Source organism: Winogradskyella tangerina (assembly GCF_003260205.1).
GTDB classification, from domain to species: domain Bacteria; phylum Bacteroidota; class Bacteroidia; order Flavobacteriales; family Flavobacteriaceae; genus Winogradskyella; species Winogradskyella tangerina.
In genome coordinates, this window is record NZ_QERF01000007.1 from 209,343 (window position 1) to 228,126 (window position 18,784).

The 18,784-nt window shown below is 36.5% G+C and carries 21 protein-coding genes; 9 read left to right on the top strand and 12 right to left on the bottom strand.

From position 1 onward, the window contains the following. Nucleotides 1-23: 23 nt before the first annotated feature. Nucleotides 24-977, top strand: a complete 954-nt coding sequence (locus DDY94_RS11340; RefSeq protein ID WP_111684228.1) for a PhoH family protein — start codon at nucleotides 24-26, stop codon at nucleotides 975-977. Between the two features lie 5 nt (nucleotides 978-982). Beyond that, a complete protein-coding gene (locus DDY94_RS11345; RefSeq protein WP_111684229.1) occupies nucleotides 983-1,933 on the top strand; it encodes a phosphoribosylaminoimidazolesuccinocarboxamide synthase in 951 nt (316 codons plus the stop codon). Here DDY94_RS11345 and DDY94_RS11350 read toward each other — a convergent pair whose 3' ends face one another. Genes DDY94_RS11350 through rlmD form a run of 4 tightly spaced genes read right to left on the bottom strand, consistent with a single transcriptional unit; the run spans nucleotide 1,934 to nucleotide 5,204 of the window. After that, entirely contained in the window at nucleotides 1,934-2,458 is a 525-nt protein-coding gene (locus tag DDY94_RS11350) for a DinB family protein (RefSeq protein ID WP_111684230.1), read from the bottom strand. 34 nt (nucleotides 2,459-2,492) lie between these two features. Next, the gene (locus DDY94_RS11355) at nucleotides 2,493-3,251 is read right to left on the bottom strand and encodes a DUF6048 family protein (RefSeq protein ID WP_232817865.1); all 759 of its coding nucleotides are present in this window, start codon (nucleotides 3,249-3,251) and stop codon (nucleotides 2,493-2,495) included. Then, the gene (locus DDY94_RS11360) at nucleotides 3,217-3,750 is read right to left on the bottom strand and encodes a DUF6452 family protein (protein WP_111684232.1); all 534 of its coding nucleotides are present in this window, start codon (nucleotides 3,748-3,750) and stop codon (nucleotides 3,217-3,219) included. Before DDY94_RS11360 ends, DDY94_RS11355 begins: the two co-directional genes overlap by 35 nt. Beyond that, nucleotides 3,747-5,204: a 23S rRNA (uracil(1939)-C(5))-methyltransferase RlmD gene (rlmD, locus tag DDY94_RS11365; RefSeq protein ID WP_111684233.1), complete on the bottom strand. Its 1,458-nt coding sequence runs from the start codon at nucleotides 5,202-5,204 to the stop codon at nucleotides 3,747-3,749. The genes DDY94_RS11360 and rlmD overlap by 4 nt, the downstream gene beginning before the upstream one ends. Nucleotides 5,205-5,304: 100 nt before the next feature. On the opposite strand from rlmD, the gene DDY94_RS11370 reads away from it, so the two are divergent. The 4 genes from DDY94_RS11370 to rocD all read left to right on the top strand — a co-directional run bounded on the left by DDY94_RS11370 (nucleotide 5,305) and on the right by rocD (nucleotide 8,186). Then, nucleotides 5,305-5,784, top strand: a complete 480-nt coding sequence (locus DDY94_RS11370) for a hypothetical protein (protein ID WP_111684234.1) — start codon at nucleotides 5,305-5,307, stop codon at nucleotides 5,782-5,784. A gap of 21 nt (nucleotides 5,785-5,805) precedes the next feature. Next, on the top strand, nucleotides 5,806-6,357 hold the full coding sequence (locus DDY94_RS11375; protein WP_111684235.1) for an RNA polymerase sigma factor: 552 nt from the start codon (nucleotides 5,806-5,808) through the stop codon (nucleotides 6,355-6,357). Continuing rightward, complete coding sequence (locus DDY94_RS11380; RefSeq protein ID WP_111684236.1) at nucleotides 6,347-6,733, top strand: DUF6768 family protein; 387 nt, start codon at nucleotides 6,347-6,349, stop codon at nucleotides 6,731-6,733. Before DDY94_RS11375 ends, DDY94_RS11380 begins: the two co-directional genes overlap by 11 nt. Nucleotides 6,734-6,905: 172 nt before the next feature. Next, nucleotides 6,906-8,186, top strand: coding sequence for an ornithine--oxo-acid transaminase (gene rocD / locus DDY94_RS11385; protein WP_111684237.1), 1,281 nt, complete (start codon nucleotides 6,906-6,908; stop codon nucleotides 8,184-8,186). On the opposite strand, the gene DDY94_RS11390 is transcribed toward rocD, so the two are convergent. The 4 genes from DDY94_RS11390 to DDY94_RS11405 form a co-directional block, all read right to left on the bottom strand. Continuing rightward, a complete protein-coding gene (locus DDY94_RS11390; RefSeq protein WP_157957307.1) occupies nucleotides 8,183-8,536 on the bottom strand; it encodes a DUF2752 domain-containing protein in 354 nt (117 codons plus the stop codon). The genes rocD and DDY94_RS11390 overlap by 4 nt on opposite strands. Nucleotides 8,537-8,582: 46 nt before the next feature. Next, nucleotides 8,583-8,858, bottom strand: coding sequence for a CD225/dispanin family protein (locus tag DDY94_RS11395; RefSeq protein WP_111684239.1), 276 nt, complete (start codon nucleotides 8,856-8,858; stop codon nucleotides 8,583-8,585). A 72-nt stretch (nucleotides 8,859-8,930) separates the two neighbouring features. Beyond that, nucleotides 8,931-9,272: a CCC motif membrane protein gene (locus DDY94_RS11400; RefSeq protein WP_111684240.1), complete on the bottom strand. Its 342-nt coding sequence runs from the start codon at nucleotides 9,270-9,272 to the stop codon at nucleotides 8,931-8,933. A gap of 5 nt (nucleotides 9,273-9,277) precedes the next feature. Beyond that, nucleotides 9,278-9,577, bottom strand: a complete 300-nt coding sequence (locus DDY94_RS11405) for a DUF2752 domain-containing protein (RefSeq protein ID WP_111684241.1) — start codon at nucleotides 9,575-9,577, stop codon at nucleotides 9,278-9,280. An 80-nt stretch (nucleotides 9,578-9,657) separates the two neighbouring features. On the opposite strand from DDY94_RS11405, the gene DDY94_RS11410 reads away from it, so the two are divergent. Together DDY94_RS11410 and DDY94_RS11415 are read left to right on the top strand one after the other, a co-directional pair. Further along, nucleotides 9,658-9,876 carry a hypothetical protein gene (locus DDY94_RS11410; protein WP_111684242.1) on the top strand — a complete coding sequence of 73 codons (219 nt, stop codon included), beginning with the start codon at nucleotides 9,658-9,660 and terminating at the stop codon, nucleotides 9,874-9,876. After that, on the top strand, nucleotides 9,866-10,423 hold the full coding sequence (locus tag DDY94_RS11415; protein ID WP_111684243.1) for a Smr/MutS family protein: 558 nt from the start codon (nucleotides 9,866-9,868) through the stop codon (nucleotides 10,421-10,423). The genes DDY94_RS11410 and DDY94_RS11415 overlap by 11 nt, the downstream gene beginning before the upstream one ends. On the opposite strand, the gene DDY94_RS11420 is transcribed toward DDY94_RS11415, so the two are convergent. After that, nucleotides 10,420-11,355 (bottom strand): hypothetical protein, encoded by a 936-nt coding sequence (locus DDY94_RS11420; protein ID WP_111684244.1) that lies wholly within the window; start codon nucleotides 11,353-11,355, stop codon nucleotides 10,420-10,422. The genes DDY94_RS11415 and DDY94_RS11420 overlap by 4 nt on opposite strands. An 87-nt stretch (nucleotides 11,356-11,442) precedes the next feature. Between DDY94_RS11420 and DDY94_RS11425 the strand changes: the two genes are divergently transcribed. Next, entirely contained in the window at nucleotides 11,443-12,588 is a 1,146-nt protein-coding gene (locus DDY94_RS11425; protein WP_111684245.1) for a cysteine desulfurase family protein, read from the top strand. On the opposite strand, the gene DDY94_RS11430 is transcribed toward DDY94_RS11425, so the two are convergent. From DDY94_RS11430 to DDY94_RS11440, 3 genes are all read right to left on the bottom strand, one after another. Then, complete coding sequence (locus DDY94_RS11430; protein WP_111684246.1) at nucleotides 12,578-14,383, bottom strand: T9SS type A sorting domain-containing protein; 1,806 nt, start codon at nucleotides 14,381-14,383, stop codon at nucleotides 12,578-12,580. The two genes, DDY94_RS11425 and DDY94_RS11430, sit on opposite strands and share 11 nt — an antisense overlap. A gap of 148 nt (nucleotides 14,384-14,531) precedes the next feature. Then, nucleotides 14,532-17,021 (bottom strand): carboxypeptidase-like regulatory domain-containing protein, encoded by a 2,490-nt coding sequence (locus tag DDY94_RS11435; protein WP_111684247.1) that lies wholly within the window; start codon nucleotides 17,019-17,021, stop codon nucleotides 14,532-14,534. 11 nt (nucleotides 17,022-17,032) lie between these two features. Beyond that, complete coding sequence (locus DDY94_RS11440) at nucleotides 17,033-18,718, bottom strand: M23 family metallopeptidase (protein WP_111684248.1); 1,686 nt, start codon at nucleotides 18,716-18,718, stop codon at nucleotides 17,033-17,035. Between the last annotated feature and the right edge of the window lie 66 nt (nucleotides 18,719-18,784).

Sequence of the window (18,784 nt, forward strand, 5' to 3'; positions counted from 1 at the left end):
TTAACACTAAATTTAGTAGCCTTTTGAATGAACTTATTCTAGAACTTGAAGAAATTACACCTAAAGAATTCTTCGGTGCTCAAAATGCCAATATTGAACTCCTGAAAAAATACTATCCTAAACTTAAGATTGTTGCTCGCGGTAATAAAATAAAGGCCTACGGTGATGAAGACCTTCTTGAAGAGTTCGATACCAGAATGATGATGCTAATGAAGCATTTTGGGAAGTACAATAAACTCGACGAAAATGTAATTGAACGTATTTTAACCAGTAATAGCAGTGAGGATTATTCTACTTCTGCGAAAAGCGGTGAGGTCATTGTTCATGGTGTAGGAGGCAAGCTTATAAAAGCACAAACGGTTAATCAGCGCAAACTTGTTGAAAGCATTCGCAAAAATGATATGGTCTTTGCAATTGGACCTGCCGGAACTGGTAAGACTTATACGGGCGTTGCCTTGGCAGTTCAGGCTTTAAAAAACAAAGAAGTTAAGCGTATCATATTAACAAGACCAGCCGTAGAAGCAGGAGAAAATCTTGGTTTCTTGCCGGGTGACCTGAAAGAGAAGCTCGATCCTTATATGCAACCATTATACGATGCATTGCGAGATATGATTCCGAGTGAAAAGCTAGAGAGTTATATCGAAAAAGGCGTCATTCAAATTGCACCTTTGGCCTTCATGCGTGGACGTACATTAGACAATGCCTTCGTGATCTTAGACGAAGGACAAAATACGACGCATGCACAAATGAAAATGTTCTTAACGCGGATGGGTATGAATGCCAAGTTCCTTCTAACAGGAGATCCGGGTCAGGTAGATTTGCCAAGAAGAACCATTTCAGGATTAAAAGAAGCCTTATTAGTGCTGAAGAATGTTGAAGGTATTGGCATGGTTTACCTCGATGATAAAGACGTGATACGACATAAGTTAGTGAAGAAAGTAATTGCAGCTTATAAGAGCATTGAGAATAGAGACTAAGAAGCATGAGTAACACGATTATTGATACCAATTTTAACTTTCCAAGGCAGAAAAGTGTCTATAAAGGAAAGGTTAGGGAAGTTTATAACATCAACGACGAGCAATTAGTAATGATTGCAACCGATCGACTTAGTGCATTCGATGTAGTAATGCCAAAAGGTATTCCGTATAAAGGTCAGATATTAAACCAGATTGCTACGAAAATGATGAAGGACACTGAAGACTTAGTACCTAATTGGTTGGTGGCAACACCAGACCCGAATGTGGCTGTAGGTCATCTTTGTGAACCATTTAAGGTTGAAATGGTTATTAGAGGTTACATGTCTGGTCATGCTGCACGAGAGTACAAAGCTGGAAAACGCATGCTTTGTGGGGTTTCAATGCCTGAAGGCATGAAAGAAAATGACAAGTTTCCTGAACCCATTATTACACCTGCAACCAAAGCTGAACAGGGCAATCATGATGAAGATATTTCTCGTGAAGATATCCTAAAACGTGAAATCGTATCTGAGGAAGACTATTTAATACTAGAGGATTACACGAGGAAACTCTTCCAAAGGGGTACCGAGATTGCCGCTGAACGTGGGTTGATCTTGGTGGATACTAAGTACGAATTTGGTAAGACTAAAGACGGAAAGATTGTTTTAATCGATGAAATTCATACACCAGATTCATCGCGTTATTTCTATGCTGATGGTTATCAGGAACGCCAAGATAAAGGTGAAGCACAGAAGCAATTGTCTAAAGAGTTTGTACGCCAATGGTTAATTAGTAACGGATTTCAAGGTTTAGAAGGACAATCGGTGCCTTTTATGAGCGATGAATATATTGAAACCGTCAGTGATCGTTATATTGAGCTTTACGAAAATATTACTGGCGAAACCTTTGTGAAGGCTGATGTAAGCGATATCCAGAGTAGGATAGAAGCTAATGTTTTAACGTATTTGAATCGCTAATTAGTATTTGGTTTTCAGCGTCTCGCTATGATGTTCTACGTGATGTGCTGTCCACATAATAATCTCACGAATCGGCATTTTACCCATTAATGGGTGCGGCAAGATGAGGTTGTCTAAATGTTTATCACTCATCTTTTTTGTTTTGAACTGCAGTTTTTTGCTTTCTGTTTGTAATCTATTCAGAATATAGTTTTTTTCACTGACGGGTGGAATCTTCATGTTTTGTGAACCTCTGAAAGTAGCGCCCTGAGCCTGTTCTAGGCGTTCTTCATAGCGTTTAACAATAGCATCGTATGCTCTTACTGGACGATTCGCTTTTCCGAATTTATACTTTAGAAAAAATTTAGGCATACTTAAAGCAAAATTCAAAGGCTTTATACTTTGTAACAAATGAAGTGCATGTTGCCCGGTGGTCCATTTTCCTACTGGGCCTTCTGTCCAGGACTCCTCTGATTGTTGCCGCAACCAATCGATAAGTTGCGTGTGTTTTTCGTCGATCAACTCGGCTATAGCTTCTTTGTCCATAAACTTCAAAATAGTTTAATAGATACAAGGGATATTATTCCTCAGCATCTTTCTCTTGAATCACCACTTTATCCTTCTTAAATATAGGAATTAAGTACGACAAATTAAAACCGAAGCCTACACCAAATCGCCCACTATCATAAGTGCGATTAAATCCAGGAATATATAGGTTTTCGTAATTATCCGGAACTGTTTCCGTGATCAATCCCTTAAGTTGTGCATTGATCCCGGCAAAGAAATTATTAAACAATTCAGCTTTAATTCCTAAAATGATCTCTGCCCAAACTGCTGTAAGACCGTCAAATTCTGTGCCCTCCTGAATCGTAAACTGTTGGTTCCAGTATTGATTATTTACGTTATAAATATTATAATTATCTAGGGTTTGTGTAAAAGTACTGGCACCACCTCTGAATCCTACATAGATCATATTTTCCATGTCTAGCCAGTTCTTATAAAAATTGAGATCTATCCCACCTTTGAAATAACTACCCTTTGTGGTATTGGTTAAAACTTCGTTATCAATAGTGCGTTCTTCGTTTCCGATTTCGCCAGCCAAATAAATGCGTTTAGTTAAACGGTAATCTCCCATGAGTTCAAAGCCCGTATAATTATCATCAATTAAGGTACGTGCTATTTTACTCATGTCAGCACCTAAACGCAAACCGTACTTTTGCTTGTATACCAGAGTGTCTTGGACTGTTTTCTTTTCACCTTGAGCAAAGGCCAATGTAGAAAACAATAGCAGTATAACTGTACTTTTAATGAAAGATGTGAACATGTACTGTATTTTCATTTTCTACGGTTGGTTCTATTATATCTATTGAACTGATCCAGTTGTCTGTGTCGTCATCGACCGTCAGGTTTAAATTTGTAAAAATGCTTTTAAATCCACAGGCTCTAGAAACATATTGAAATTCTGATGTATACGTAATTTCTATGATGTCGATGTTAGAAGTCCCAGTTTCATCAATTCTTAAATTGCTATTCTGTTCTAATATGAATCGTGTTGTGGTCGTTTCATTTTCTGGACCAACAATTAGTGGTAATTCAATTGAATTTGAATTAGAATTAAAGATTAAGGTTGAACTTGAAGGTTCTACCGGATCTGTGGCTAATCCTTCACCATATAAGGTTAAACGCGGAACACTTTTTAGGTCTTCTGGGCTTCCAGCATCGTAAAATTCTATAAGTAAACGGGGTGTAGTTGGTGTAGTCTCCGCGCAGATATCGTCGCGCTCGCAGCTTACTAAGACCACTAGAAATAAGACTAGTAAAAACTTTATTCTTTTCATTTATTTTTTTCAAACAATACCACAGTTTCAATATGAGCTGTATGTGGAAATTGATCAACTAAGCTAAACTTTTTTATTTGATAACCGGCAAGCATTAATTGTTCGGTATCTCTTGCTTGTGTAGCAGGATTACAAGATACATAAACCAAACGGTCTGCGTTTAGGTTTATTATTTTTTTTAGCGTTTTTGGCGCAATTCCTGCTCGTGCTGGGTCTAACACCAATGTTCTTATTTTATTGATATATTCTGGGTGTTCATTCAAAAACTTACCAACATCTGCCGCATAAAATTCTAAACCTTCAATAGCATTGCGTTTAGCATTTTCTTTGGCATCTTCTATAGCAGAAGCTACAATGTCGACACCAATGATTTTTGTATTATTAGCTTTACTCGCAATAATTTGCCCAATGGTACCTGTGCCACAAAAAAGATCTAATACAACTGAGTTATCAACGGCTTCCTTGTTTTCTAAGGCGTAATCTACAACCTTAGAATACAATTTTTCTGCACATTTCGGATTGGTTTGAAAAAAGCTTTTCATGCTAATTTCAAAGTCGAGACCTAGGAGTTCTTCTACAATTTTGTCTTCGCCATAAACCAGACGAATACTACCGGTTGTGGCAATAGTTCTATCACCAATTTCGTCATTGATGGTATGCAAAACCCCAGCAATGCGATCTCCAAAAAGTGATACCAGGTATTTCGAAAATTCATCAAGATCGAATTCTGATAATTCGTAAGACGTGGTTACTAAATTGAATAGAAGCTGATTAGTTTTATAAGATTTACGAACTACTAAATACCTAAAAAACCCCTCTTTTTTTGGTGCATGCCAAGGCGCCAATGTAGAGTTTTCGCAATAGGTTCTTATATGTCGTATGTTGTTTTCTAATTCGGCATCAAATATTCCAGAGTCTTTTTCAAGATTATCACCACACCACCATAGACCACGACGTTTAAAACCTAGTGTGAATTCATCCACATCAGTTTTCAAATCCCTATCATAACCAATGGCAGAAAATCCATATTCCATTTTATTGCGATAGTGGAATGTATTCGGCGATGCTACAAACTCATCAAATTTTGACTCGATATCTTTTACTTTTCCAATACGTTTAAACAATTCGAACGTACTACTTTTTTTATAGCTGTGCTGTAAATCGACAGGAAGATTTATATAAGGTGCTCCAGGAATATCTTGATAAGGCATTTCAATTTCATTATCAGACGCCTTAAGGATATCGAGTAGTTTACATTCAGCGTATTTTTTACTCGATTTTTTTACTTGAGCTTTTACCAATTGTCCAGGAAGTGTGTTAGGAACGAAAACCACAAATTCTCCATGCTCATTTCTAATCCGCCCAATTCCTTTGCCACCAAAGGCATAGTCTTCTATAAGGATTTCGATGATCTCCCCACGTTTCACAAATTTATTTCGCTCTCGTCTTGGCATTGATGATAAAATTTGACTGCAAATATAGTGGCATTTTAGAGTATCTTTAAATAGTTTAAAATAAAATTGAACCTTTTCATTAATTCACCGTCATTAGGTTATGAAGGTTGTAAATATTCATAAAAGAACAATTACCCAACACAAAGATGAGCTGTCTGAATTATTGAAGACTTTAGGTTCAAAAAATGACAAGTTCTGGCCCAAACATAAATGGCCTGCTATGAAGATTGAAAATGGCTTACAGGTTGGGAATAAAGGAAGACATGGTCCAATTAAATATTCAATTGTAGAATATATTGAAGGCGAACTTATCAAGTTTAAGTTTTCAGAACCAAAAGGTTTTAACGGAACACACGAATTAAGATTGAAATCCATAGATGATTCAACAACAGAAATCATTCACGAAATAAAGATGAAAACATCTTTAAGAGCTAGTCTTTTGTGGCTTTTTACAATTCGCTGGCTTCATGATGCTTTAATTGAGGATGCTTTTGACACTGTTGAAAACTATTTCAGTACGGATGAAAAACAAACAGCGCATGGCTTTTGGGTAAAACTGCTGAGAGCCTCTTATAAATAATGCGATAAATAATAGGTCTAATTGAAAGATGATCGAGATACGGATGAAGCTTTGATCTTAAAATTCAAAGCCGGTAACAAGGAAGCCCTTGCCATTCTGGTAAAACGTTGGCATCGGCCATTTTGCAATAAAGCCTATTGGATAACGCGCGATAAAAGTGCTGCAAAGGATATAGCGCAAGATAGTTGGAGCACCATTATTCAGAAGATTGAATCACTCGATGAACCGAAGAAATTTAAATATTGGGCTTATAGAATTGTATGTAACAAATCTACGGATTGGCTGCGATTACAGTCGAAGAACGTTCGGTTTTCCGAAGGATATAACCTTCAAGCAAATCCGACAAAAAAGGATCATTCAGCAGATGAACACTTGAAAAAACTTTTACTAGATGCTATCAATAATTTACCGCAAAACCAAAAGATGGTCGTGAGGCTCTTTTATCTAAAATCCTACAGTTTAAAGCAAATTAGCGACTTGCTAAATATTTCGATAGGAACAACTAAATCAAGGCTGTTTCACGCGAGAGAAAAATTAAAAACAACATTAAAACATAAGAATTATGAAAACTAAAATGGAAGATATCGATCAGTTGATCAAGGAGACCTTAACAGAGGAGGAAGCGAAGTTTTACGATGAGTTAGATGAACAAAATCTATGGCATATGATCTTCGGTATATTCAGAGGAAAGAACAGCTGGATCGTATACCTAATGAGCATTGTTCAAGTTATTTTCTTCGGATTTTTTATTTATTGCGCCATTCAGTTTTTTAAGGTAGAAGCGACTAACGAATTGATAAAATGGGGTGTTTTTGGAACCATCAGTTTGATGGCTTCGAGTATGCTTAAACTGTTCTCCTGGATGCAAATGGATAAAAAGGCAATTATCAGAGAAATAAAACGATTAGAGTTACAGGTGTCTTCGCTCTCTGGAAAAATCTCAGAATAGGATTTTATTTCATACAGAATATTTAGTAACTTGCCCACATCTAGGGATGATTTCTCTCCCACGCTGCTTTTTCAAGGCTTCACCATGACTTCAAAATGGATGCGCTAAGCCTTCGAAGGAATAAAGGTAGAGCAGGAATGGTTGTTTTTATTATCATTAAAATTTTATTAAAATGGCTGTTTTAGACCACATTTCATCGCAAGAGGCGATGGCACTAGAAAACAAGTATGGAGCACAAAATTATCATCCCTTACCAGTTGTATTAAGTAAAGGTGAAGGTGTTTATGTATGGGACGTAGAAGGTAAAAAATACTACGATTTTTTATCGGCTTATTCTTCTTTAAATCAAGGACATTGTCACCCTAAGATCGTTAATGCTATGACCGAGCAGGCACAGCGATTAACATTGACATCGAGAGCGTTTTATAACGATATGCTAGGGCGCTATGAGAAATACGCCACTCAGTATTTTAAGTTCGATAAGATGTTACCTATGAATTCAGGAGCGGAAGCTGTAGAAACAGCTTTGAAGCTTTGTAGAAAGTGGGCTTATGAAGTAAAAGGAATTGATCTAAACAAAGCAGAGATCGTTGTTTGCAAGAATAATTTCCACGGAAGAACAACAACTATAATTTCGTTTTCGAACGATCCGATAGCACGTAAAAACTTCGGACCATACACAGACGGATTTATCAAGGTTGAATATGATAATCTAAAAGAGTTAGAAGCTGTTTTAAGCACGAATCCTAATATTGCAGGGTTTATGGTTGAACCAATTCAAGGTGAAGCCGGTGTTTACGTGCCTAGTGAAAATTACCTCATTGAAGCAAAAGCACTTTGCGAGAAATATAATGTTTTATTCATTGCAGATGAAGTTCAAACGGGGATTGCAAGAACAGGAAGATTATTAGCAACATGTGGTAACTGTAGTTGTCCAAACAAAGATTGCTCAGACACACCAGATGTAAAACCTGACATTTTAGTTCTAGGGAAAGCATTAAGTGGTGGACTTTATCCTGTATCGGCAGTTATGGCAAGCAATGAAATTATGAATGTAATTCAGCCAGGTAATCACGGTAGTACCTTTGGTGGTAATCCAATAGCAGCGGCTGTTGCTATTGCTGCGCTCGAAGTTGTAAAAGATGAAAAGCTTGCAGAGAATGCTGATTACTTAGGGAAAGTCTTTAGAGCAGAAATGAACAAATACATCAAAAACAGTTCGATTGTAAGTTCGGTTAGAGGTAAAGGTTTGCTGAATGCGATTGTGATTAATGATGATGAAGACAGCGATACGGCCTGGAATATATGTTTGAAACTTCGTGATAACGGTCTTTTGGCCAAGCCAACACATGGTAATATTATTCGATTTGCACCACCGTTAGTTATGACGGAAGATCAATTGTTAGAGTGCGTGTCTATAATTACTAAGACCTTAACAGAGTTTGAAGTTTAAGGAGCAATTTCTGTGAATGGGAAATACGGAACATTTCGCAATACCCAAAAAAGTATAACCAATATTAATATAACATTTGTAACCTTCGCGTTATGAAAAATGTTTTTCATGGTCTTGGTTGTGTATTTGGTAATTAAGTAATAGATCAACTGATATAGTATTACAAATACAGCAAAAGGGATAAGGTAATTGTGTCTTATTCCTCCAATAATGTCGCCATTAAGAATTTTATTCAAGGCACGCTGACTGCCACATCCAGGGCAATGAAAACCTGTTAATTGGTGAAAAGGACATTTTGGAAATGGTGATCCGTGTTTTGTAGGATCGTAGAAAAAATATAGTGATAGCATTAAAATTAATACTATCACTATAGTTATTATTAATAAGAATTTAGCTTTAGAACCCACCACTAGATGCCGCTCCTAAAAAAGCTAAACCAAAAAATGCAACATAAATTATCCATACTACTGCAGCTGCAACGACAGAAACAATACCCCAAGTCTTAGCGTTTTTTGATGCACGCATGGCCTTGTCGTAATCTCCCATGTCATAGGCACTGTTTACTTGTGTTGAATACACAATACTCACAATACCTGCTGGTAAACAGCATAAAATTGTTGAAATAATGGCTAATGCTAAATAATTTGGTGGTCTAGTTGGTTTTGCTTCCATAATTTTTAATGGTTAGTTAAACGATTTAGTTATATAATTTATTTGAATTTCAAAAATAATAGAACAAAAGTACTATTGCGCATTATTCGCTCCTTCTTGAAATCCTCTCATAAATTCTTCCATAATGGCTTTTCTTTCCTCATAACCTCCTGTGGCGAGATCATAGATATTGTAGATCAGTGTTAAAGCACAAATAATTGTGATCACCAATGCTACAGTTTTAGCAGTTTTCATCGCAGAGACACTAGTAGGCTCATAGGCTTCCGGATCGTCACTTACTTTTTTTAAGTTGTTATTAGCTACGATGTATGCTGGTCCTGCCAAGAAAACACCCAAACCACCAAAACAACAACAGAGTAAACCAATAAATGATAATACATATACAAGTGCTGGATTAAGTTTTTGTTGTTCCATAATATCTATTTAAAGTAAAGTTTGATTAAATAACTGAGCACGATCACTGCGATATTCAGTATTGCCAATATACTAATAATTTTATTTCCGTTTTTAAAACTTTTGAAGGTATTTACTACAATAAATCCAAATAGAGCGATAAGGCTATAAAGTGCAGGGTACATTAAAAAGGATTCTACAAATTCACCCTTAATAAGCAACGCCACAGATCGTTGAAAACCACAGCCCAAACATTCAAAACCGAATAGTTTCTTGTTTAAACAAGGTATCATGTAGTCTTCTATTCCTTTTATTAGGAGCTGCATGATGCTAATGTACGGATTAGTTGAATACAATTACATTCAAAATATTTGTAAATCTTATTTTTGTATAAATATTGTATTCAATGAACATTTCTAGGGCCATAAATATAGTTTGTATCGCAGTTGGTAGTATTATTGCTTTTTATGCTCAAGCCGGAGCGGAACAAAACACCTTTTTATTAATAAGTGGTATCGTATTGCTTATGTTCGGGGTCTACCGTACTTCTAGAAATATCCCTAGCAAGTACGATAGACAAGAGGATGAGACTTTTATTAAAAGCGAACCAGAAGATGAAGATTAATATCGGTGATAGCGTTGAAACTATTGATGATGCCATAACAGGTGTCGTGACGCGAATTTCTGGACGTTCGGTAACCATAGAGGCTGAAGATGGTTTTGAGTTCGAATTTGATGCATCTGAACTAATGCTAAGTTCGAAAAAAAACACCTTAGAAATTGCAGTTTATGATGCAGATATTGAATCTGTGAAACAAGAAAAAGAAATCAAAAAGCGAAAGTCTGCACCTGCAGTCAAACCTAAGGAACGTCATACACCTAAGTTTGAAGTTGATCTCCATATTCATCATCTTACCGATTCAACAAAAGGGATGACAAATTTTGATATGCTTAATCTACAGCTCGATACTGCAAGACGACAACTTGAATTTGCTATAAAAAAACGGATTCCGAAAATGGTATTCATTCACGGTGTTGGAGAAGGTGTTCTTAGACAAGAACTTGAAACCCTTTTAGGCAGGTATAACAATGTTCAATTTTATGATGCTGATTATAAAACCTACGGTCTTGGCGCTACCGAGGTTAGAATTTTTCAGAATCTACAGCCTTAATCTTCAATGACCGTTGTGAAAGTTTGATTTGGACTTGCAAACGAACCAAGTTCAATGACTGTTGCATCGATAATTTCTAATCCAATATTGATCAAAGTGAAGTTGGTTGTAATTGACCTCGTATATTCATTGTCATTAAATCCTACATCAGCAAAGGCTTCCATAGCCGTCGGATGGTTGTAAAGATATCTATAGACATCTACACCGTTTTCATCAGGAACTAAATTATTTATACCGCGAGGATTTTTTTCTTCATCAATATCTTCTAATCTTGTAAGTATATCGTCACCATCGTCGTCATTGTCTAAATAGTTTGGTGTTCCGTCATTGTCTGTATCTAATGGGTTTGTTAAAGGGTCGTCATCCCCATCAGCATTTTCTTCATCCAATTCCTCAATGGTTAAAACATTATCATTATCGTCATCGCGGTCTAAATAATTAGCTATTCCATCTAGATCGGTATCGTCATCATCTAAATTGCCATTACCATTAATATCTTCTTCAAAGCTAGGAATCCCATCATTATCGTCATCTACAATAATAACGTCTACGATGACCTCACCTGTGTTGGTTTCGTAGTCATTGTCTAAGATAAGATTTGGATCAGATAGCTCATTACACAAAGCACCTTCTGTTATTACACTATTATAGGTTCTGTAGTTAAAACGAATTCCAGTGGCCGAACTAATAGAAAGTGTGGTTACAGCGTCCTCTGCCAACTCGTCGAATAAATAATCGTACTCTGGTTTTGGTAAAGTCAGAATCAAAGCCTCGTTAGGATCTTCTCGGGTGTCGTAAATCAGGTAGAAGTTTTCAAAATTGTCGCAACGTTGCAACTCCTGATCAAATTCTAAAGTAATATTAATGATATCACCATCATCACAAGTTGTTAATAACACCAGTAAGAATAAAGCGCAAAATCGTTGAAGCATGGACTTTCTTTTTCAGCAAAAATAAATGATTTGTAAAATTATAACGCTGCATTATCCAAATAATTTTATTTACAATATTTTTGCAGCATGAAGCAAGTATATTTAGATAATGCGGCAACAACGGCTCTGCGACCAGAGGTCATTCAACGTATGACTGAAATCTTGGCCAATAATTTTGGCAATGCCTCTTCGACCCACAGTTTTGGTCGTGCATCTAAGGCCTTGCTCGAACAATGTAGAAAGAATATTGCTGGATATTTTAATGTTTCTGCTTCCGAAATTGTATTTACTTCAGGTGGCACTGAGGCCGATAATTTAGCATTAAGAAGTGCCGTTAGAGATTTGGGATGTACAGAGATCATTACCTCTCAAATTGAGCATCATGCTGTTTTACATACAGCTGAGCAATTACAGACCGAATATAACATTAAGTTGAGTTTTGTAAATCTCGACGGATGTGGTATGATCGATTACGACCATTTGGAAGTCTTATTAAATGCATCGGAAAAGCCGATCGTTAGTTTAATGCATATCAATAATGAGATAGGGAATATTCTAGATATCAAAAGAGTGGCAACACTTTGTCAAAATTATAACGCTTTATTTCATTCAGATTGCGTACAATCTGTTGGGCATTTCGAAATTGATCTTCAGGAAACACCTATTGACTTTTTAGCAGCAAGTGCGCATAAATTTCATGGTCCAAAGGGTGTTGGTTTTTGTTATGTTCGGAAGGAATCAGGACTTAAACCTTTAATTTTTGGAGGAGAGCAGGAGCGTGGCTTCAGAGCCGGTACGGAAGCTATTCACAATATCGTTGGAATGGATGAAGCTCTAAAAATGGCTTATGATAATTTAGATGAAGAGCGTCAACATGTTTCTGAAATCAAAAGCTATTTCATAGAAAAGTTAAAAGAGAATATCTCTGATGTATGCTTCAATGGTGGTTGTGAAGACACTGTAAATAGTACGTATACACTAGTAAATGTTGGTTTGCCTATCGCTCCTGAGAAAGCACCACTATTGCAATTTCAACTCGACCTTAAAGGTATAGCTTGTTCTAAAGGTAGTGCTTGTCAGAGTGGAAGTTCACAACAATCACACGTCTTATCTGCTATTTTAGACTACGAAAGATTAAAACAACCGTCCGTGCGCTTTTCATTCAGTATTTTTAATACTACAGAAGATATCGATTATGTGGTTGAAGTATTAAAAGATTTCGTTAGTGTTTAACGATGATCTTTTCAGAAGTAACAGCGTTAGAGTTTGATTTCACGTTTACAATGTAAACCCCTTCACTTAAATTCGAAGTTGACAATTCGTAACGATTTTGCACTGTATCATAAAGACCGTTCAGCATTCTTTTACCAGCAACGTCATATACCTCAATAGATTTAATATCAAGACCATTAGGATTAATGACATTCAATTGTTGATCATTGTTGTTCTGACGAATGGTGAGGTCACTAAACTCAATATCCTCAATATCTAAAACATTATCAGCGGTAAATACAATTTCGAATCGATCTGGGTAATGACCAGCATCAATATTCAATTCGTAGTCCTGATCTCGCAAATTCACATAGATATTGTCTTGAATATCATGTATGTATATATTCTGACTGTCTTCAAAATTTTGAATATCGAAAATTCTGAAACGTAATGGCTGCTGCTCTTCAATATCTAAAACCAAAGGAATAATTAATGTGTCACTAAATGGATAAGCTTGCGCTGAATAAGCTTTGTCATCAATGGTAAAATAGGCGTCAGATTCGTAATTACTAGAGCGCGATAATTCAAGACCATAATCAAAGCCCATGGTTGCTGTATCATGAAAATTAAGTATCATTTGTCGTGTATACTGATTTTCAGAAACGGTAAAGTCTACATTTATTCTGAAACGCTTATAGTCTGAAGGAACAACAACTAAACCGTTATCCTGATATACAAATCCATCATAATTATCATTCTGACCTTCACTATTTCTGAAAAACGAACTACTCGCTCCAAGTTTTACATAATCGCGATGCGAATTCTTAGCAGTAACAGTTCCTGTGGTACCAACTCTACCTTCAACCATAAATCCTTGACCGATTGGAATATAACGTCTAGCAGTTCTTGTACCACTTTCTCCTGGGCCAGGCAGTGGAAACTCCTGATCGTCTTCAGTGTAGGTCATAAACACAGCAGGAGCCAGAGTAGGCAAAGAGCCATCTGAATTTATGGTGAATTCATGATATCCACCTACATACTCTTGTAATACATGTGTTTGTCTTTGTGGTGTACTCGTGTCATGATCCCAATAAAATAAAGTACCCGTTATCGCGGCTAAATTATCAGTGTCGTATAAAAAATCGCGTGCATCTAAAGCACTTGGATAAGGATTACCAACAAGTGTGAACTGACCAGCAGCAACCGGACTAGTAATATTTCCTGAATTTGGCTTACCTCTAAAATCGTAATTGGTATCTCCGAAATTTGCCGTTGTACCAGACCCTTTCATTGTGAAACCTAAGCCAGGAGCTATATCGCCAGAATCACCAAGATATAACCATTGGCTATACTGACTTGAGGACACAAATGACCATAACCATCGATCTGAAATGGTCAACGGACTGTCATTACCGTTATAATTAGTTGTAAAAAAACTATCGTTACTATCAATTAGATCCGCAGTACCAAGCAAAGGATCATCAAGTTGATTGATTCTAAAAGCATTATTGACATTGGTGTCTGAAAGAATACCACCAACCGGAGAACACCAATAATTATATTCCCATTGGTTCGTATTTCCTTGCTGATAGACGCTTAGTTCACCAATACCAGAATTACCAGTTGTCCCAGTACCTTGTATGAGTTGTGCTTCGCTTCGCAAATAAATTTTTGCAGTAGATTCTTCTAAATTAACATCATCTTCAACAAATAAGATCTGATCATTAACGAAGACATAGGCATTGTTTCTTACACTGAGTTGTGCAGAAGCCGAACTAAAACATAGCATTAGGCATGCGATGAGGGAAATTTTCATGCTTTATAATTTTTAACTATAGCTTAGTAGGGTAACCTAAAGTGAATTAGACAATTACAAATTTATAAATTTTGCTGAATCCAGAATTGTATTACAACGAGGATTTAGGTCGTTTCGCTAAAAAATAGAAGGTGTTTGCTGAAATCCTTTAAAATTTCGCTGATAACCTAAGGTTAAATACTCTTGGGGTTAAGAAATTAGGAATCGCAAATTGACGTTGTGTGTACACATCTCTAACCCATGTATTAGTTATGGTATTTTGATTGTTGAACATGTTGTAAATCTCAAATCCAATCGATAGTTCCTTAAAGGCTTTTTTCCACTGAGAGTTGTAGGTTTTATTTGGATTTACAAGTTCTAATGAAATACCAAGATCTGCACGTCTGTAATCTCTTAATCTAATTTGAAAATCATACGGATCAGCGTAACTCGGTGAACCTCCCGGAACACCAGTATTATAGACGAGATTTAGATACATCTTAAGATCGGGCATATTCGGTACATAATCCTGAAATAAAGCACCAAATTTCAAACGTTGATCCGTTGGTCTCGAAATATAGCCTCGGTTATCGATATTTTCTTCTGTTTTGAGATATCCAAAACTAAACCATGATTCAGTTCCTGGGACAAATTCTCCATTAAGGCGCATGTCTAAACCATAGGCATAGGCGTCTGCATTATTTCGGGCACGATATCGGATCCTAACATTTTCAACCGTATAAGGGTTGACGTCTGAAAGCCCTTTGTAGTAGGCTTCGGTTACAAGTTTGAACGGTCTATCCCATATTTCAAAACTGTATTCGTTTCCAACGACAATATGAAAAGATTTTTGTGCTTTTACATTAGGCTGAACTACACCTGAAGAATCACGTAATTCTCGATAGAAAGGTGGTTGATAATATAATCCACCAGCTACTCTAAATAGCATATCCTTCTCCCAATTAGGCTTTAGGGCAAATTGTGCCCTTGGACTAAACACGGTCTGCGTTGATGAGGTTACACCGTCGTCATTTAAGATATCTGTCTCAGAGACATTAACTGTCCAGTTATGAATTCTAATACCGGCATTATAAAATACTTCATTTTCACCCCATTCTGTCCGCTTGCTATATTGTGCAAAAGCTTGCAAACGATCTATCTGAATATCGTTGGTGTTTCTAATATTTTCAAAGGCAGTTAACGGACCAGAAAATGGCTCGTATGGCTGTTCATTAGGTATACTAAAATTTGGAGGTCGAATAGAAAATCCAGCCGAATCAATGATCTCGTATTCTACTAAACGGTCTCTAATGTCTTCGTGCGTATATTTTACAGACCACTCAACAGTAGATTCTTCATCAATTTTATAATCACCGCGATGTTCAACATTTACAATGAAAGCATCGAGTTTATTACGAGCATGTGTTAACTGTGAACCAATTCCTTCACTAAACTCAACCTCACCCAAATCTTCGTCTCCAATATTGGTATTAACCTCTCCCAAACGGTATTGAGCAAAGATGTCGAAATACTCTTGCTCTGTGGTATGATAAGCCGAACCAATAAGTTTAAGCGTAAGATCATCATTCACGAAATAATTGGCTTTAAATGCACCAAACGAGGTAAAATATTGATCTTCTTCCTGACCTTCATAAAACACCAATAAGGCAACAGGTTCTTGAAGCGTACCAAAGTTAGTTTGGCGGTTTTCTGGTTGAAATTTATATTGATTGAGTGAAATATTTCCAAGGAAATTCAGGTGAAACTTGTCTGAAAAGCGATACGTTAAATACGTTTGGGCATCTGCGAAAACGGGCTCTACATTACCTTCAGTCTCGAGATTATTCAGAATTAAACTATTGTCTCGGTAACGCACACCAGCGATACCTGAAAACTTACCATTTTTTGAAACGGTTTCAGCGGCTAAACTTCCGCCTAAGAGACTAAGGTCTGTTCTTATTCCGAAGTTAACAGGGTTTCTGTAGGTGATATCTAATACTGAGGACAGCTTATCGCCGTATTTCGCCTGGAATCCTCCAGCAGAGAAATCAACATTTTGAACCAGGTCTGTGTTTACAAAACTCAAGCCTTCTTGGTTTCCTGAACGGATTAAAAATGGCCGATAAACTTCTATCTCATTCACATAAACCAGATTTTCATCAAAGTTACCACCACGCACAGAATACTGTGTGGACAATTCATTCGAAATGTTGACGCCAGGAAGCGTTTTCAGAATATTTTCAACACCAGGTTGTGCACCTTTGATTGTTCTAATCATTTGTGGCGAAATGGATACGACGCCTTCAACCGATTGTTTCGTATTAGAATTGATAACTACCGGTGGAATTTGTTCAACATCAATTTTCATTACAGGGTTGAACTCTAACTCTTGACCATTTTTTAAGTTGAATTTCAGCACAACACGCGCATGGCCGATGTGTGTAAATTCAATGGTGACTTCAGTATCTGAAGGAATTCTGATTTCAAAAAAACCGTTTTCATTACTGGCAGTACCTTCTCCAGTACTGGCTTTAATATTTACATTTTCTATTGGATTGTTGAGTTCGTCTAGAATAACACCCCTAATCTTTGCAGATTGTGAGAAGGAGAGCCCGAAAAAAAGCAAGCCGAGTAAAACAACAAAATGTAAGCGTTTCAAAAAGTCTAGTTTTATTTTCTAAAGAATGTTGCTTCAAATGTAGAATTATTTCCAACATTATCGGTAACAATTATCTTTAAATCGTTCTTTGTGTCATTAACGACGTTATCGTTAAAATCGTGTACTAGCATTTTTGTTTTATAATCGTACTCCATTAAAATCCACTTTCCATTTACAGTTGCTCGGTATTTACTAATACCTGAAAGGTCATCGTCGATTTTTACTTTCAAATAACGATACTTACTTAACCACTTCTTATCCTGAAAGTTAGTAGGTTTAATAGTAGGGGCAATAGTATCTATGGCAAGAGCATAAGTACCAAAGGTTTTACTTCCAGCACTTAAAACATTGCCTTTTCGTCTGGTAGTCACATAACTAGGTTTTTTGTAGTAACCATATAAGCGTGCAATAAAGATTTTATCGAGGTGCTCTGATTTGTAATTACTTAGATCGTAGTTTATATAGAAATTCTTCTGAAGAGGAATATTATCTGTATGTAGTTGAATAGTATCGCTCTTAACATTAAAGTCGATATATACGTCATCGTAAACCGTGTTTTCACTGAAATTCGCACTGATATGACCAGATTTGAGTTCTGTGTATTGATTGCTGTTGATAAGTGTTTTGTTAGACTTGTCCTCTAAATCGGCATCGATTTTTTTATATCGGCCTGTAATAGGGATATTTACCCAAGTTTCGTTGTTTTTATAATCTCGTATTCTGACCTTATAGACTGACGAGGTACTATCTTCGATGCTAACATATCCGTTGTCGTAGGCATCTTTGTATAAGCTTAGCGGATTGTTCTTTTCAATGAACAATTTCTGAATTCTCGACTTCTTTTCCTTGAAGTAACCATAATCGATAAGGCGTTTTATATGCTTCGATTCGTCGAAACTAAAGCGTTTAAAATCTATTTCGAGACTTTTATTACCGTTAAAAAATGTTTGAATATTACTTACGCCATTATTATTAGGTGCAAGATCTTGTTTATCGTAAGAAGTAATTCCGAAGCCAATATTACCATATGCCGTAATTTCTTCAGCTTCATAGCTACCATTTTTCTGGGGAATTAATCGAAGAGGTACGCGTTGATTTTTACCGTTGATAACCGCATTTTCATCTTTCGGATAGGCATAAGCGGCAGATACAAAAGGCTGCTTTGTGTCCTTCACGTCTATTCCGAATAACATAGGATTTATTGGGCGCTCTTGATTGTCGCGTATTTCAAAATGTAGGTGCGGACCTCCTGAGCCACCAGTATTACCAGAATAGGCAACGACTTCTTGAGCAGTTACCAGGAGTTCTTTGGTACTAGGGAAAACTTCAACTTCAAAGCTCTCTTTTTCGTATTGACATTCCTTGATAAACTTTTCGATTTTATCTGAAAATTTTTGTAGATGCCCATAAACGGTGGTGTAACCATTAGGATGAGTAATATATAATGCCTTTCCGTAGCCGTAATGAGAAACTTTAATTCTACTCACGTAGCCTTCAGCAGAAGCATAAACTTTTAAACCTTGTCTTTGTTGTGTTTTAATATCTAATCCCGCATGAAAATGAGAACTCCGTAATTCGCCAAAAGTTCCAGAAAGCACAAGAGTAATATCCAGCGGATTTTGGAAATAGTCTTGCGGATATTCATTCTGAGAATAAATAGAACATGTGAATAATAAGAGAATTAGGGTCTTTTTCATCAGTATTGATATTTAGCTAAAATATTAATTTGATTAAAATTATCAAATCTAAATTTGTAATATTTT

What these genes read in the sequence shown, in the direction of transcription:
- DDY94_RS11360 (WP_111684232.1), bottom strand. Translation starts at nt 3,750, where the DNA reads ATGAAAAGAATAAAGTTTTTACTAGTCTTATTTCTAGTGGTCTTAGTA.
- DDY94_RS11395 (WP_111684239.1), bottom strand. Translation starts at nt 8,858, where the DNA reads ATGGAAGCAAAACCAACTAGACCACCAAATTATTTAGCATTAGCCATT.
- DDY94_RS11350 (WP_111684230.1), bottom strand. Translation starts at nt 2,458, where the DNA reads ATGGACAAAGAAGCTATAGCCGAGTTGATCGACGAAAAACACACGCAA.
- DDY94_RS11410 (WP_111684242.1), top strand. Translation starts at nt 9,658, where the DNA reads ATGAACATTTCTAGGGCCATAAATATAGTTTGTATCGCAGTTGGTAGT.
- rlmD (WP_111684233.1), bottom strand. Translation starts at nt 5,204, where the DNA reads ATGCCAAGACGAGAGCGAAATAAATTTGTGAAACGTGGGGAGATCATC.
- DDY94_RS11355 (WP_232817865.1), bottom strand. Translation starts at nt 3,251, where the DNA reads ATGAAAATACAGTACATGTTCACATCTTTCATTAAAAGTACAGTTATA.
- DDY94_RS11415 (WP_111684243.1), top strand. Translation starts at nt 9,866, where the DNA reads ATGAAGATTAATATCGGTGATAGCGTTGAAACTATTGATGATGCCATA.
- rocD (WP_111684237.1), top strand. Translation starts at nt 6,906, where the DNA reads ATGGCTGTTTTAGACCACATTTCATCGCAAGAGGCGATGGCACTAGAA.
- DDY94_RS11380 (WP_111684236.1), top strand. Translation starts at nt 6,347, where the DNA reads ATGAAAACTAAAATGGAAGATATCGATCAGTTGATCAAGGAGACCTTA.
- DDY94_RS11370 (WP_111684234.1), top strand. Translation starts at nt 5,305, where the DNA reads ATGAAGGTTGTAAATATTCATAAAAGAACAATTACCCAACACAAAGAT.
- DDY94_RS11420 (WP_111684244.1), bottom strand. Translation starts at nt 11,355, where the DNA reads ATGCTTCAACGATTTTGCGCTTTATTCTTACTGGTGTTATTAACAACT.
- DDY94_RS11390 (WP_157957307.1), bottom strand. Translation starts at nt 8,536, where the DNA reads ATGCTATCACTATATTTTTTCTACGATCCTACAAAACACGGATCACCA.
- DDY94_RS11430 (WP_111684246.1), bottom strand. Translation starts at nt 14,383, where the DNA reads ATGAAAATTTCCCTCATCGCATGCCTAATGCTATGTTTTAGTTCGGCT.
- DDY94_RS11425 (WP_111684245.1), top strand. Translation starts at nt 11,443, where the DNA reads ATGAAGCAAGTATATTTAGATAATGCGGCAACAACGGCTCTGCGACCA.
- DDY94_RS11400 (WP_111684240.1), bottom strand. Translation starts at nt 9,272, where the DNA reads ATGGAACAACAAAAACTTAATCCAGCACTTGTATATGTATTATCATTT.
- DDY94_RS11440 (WP_111684248.1), bottom strand. Translation starts at nt 18,718, where the DNA reads ATGAAAAAGACCCTAATTCTCTTATTATTCACATGTTCTATTTATTCT.
- DDY94_RS11405 (WP_111684241.1), bottom strand. Translation starts at nt 9,577, where the DNA reads ATGCAGCTCCTAATAAAAGGAATAGAAGACTACATGATACCTTGTTTA.
- DDY94_RS11345 (WP_111684229.1), top strand. Translation starts at nt 983, where the DNA reads ATGAGTAACACGATTATTGATACCAATTTTAACTTTCCAAGGCAGAAA.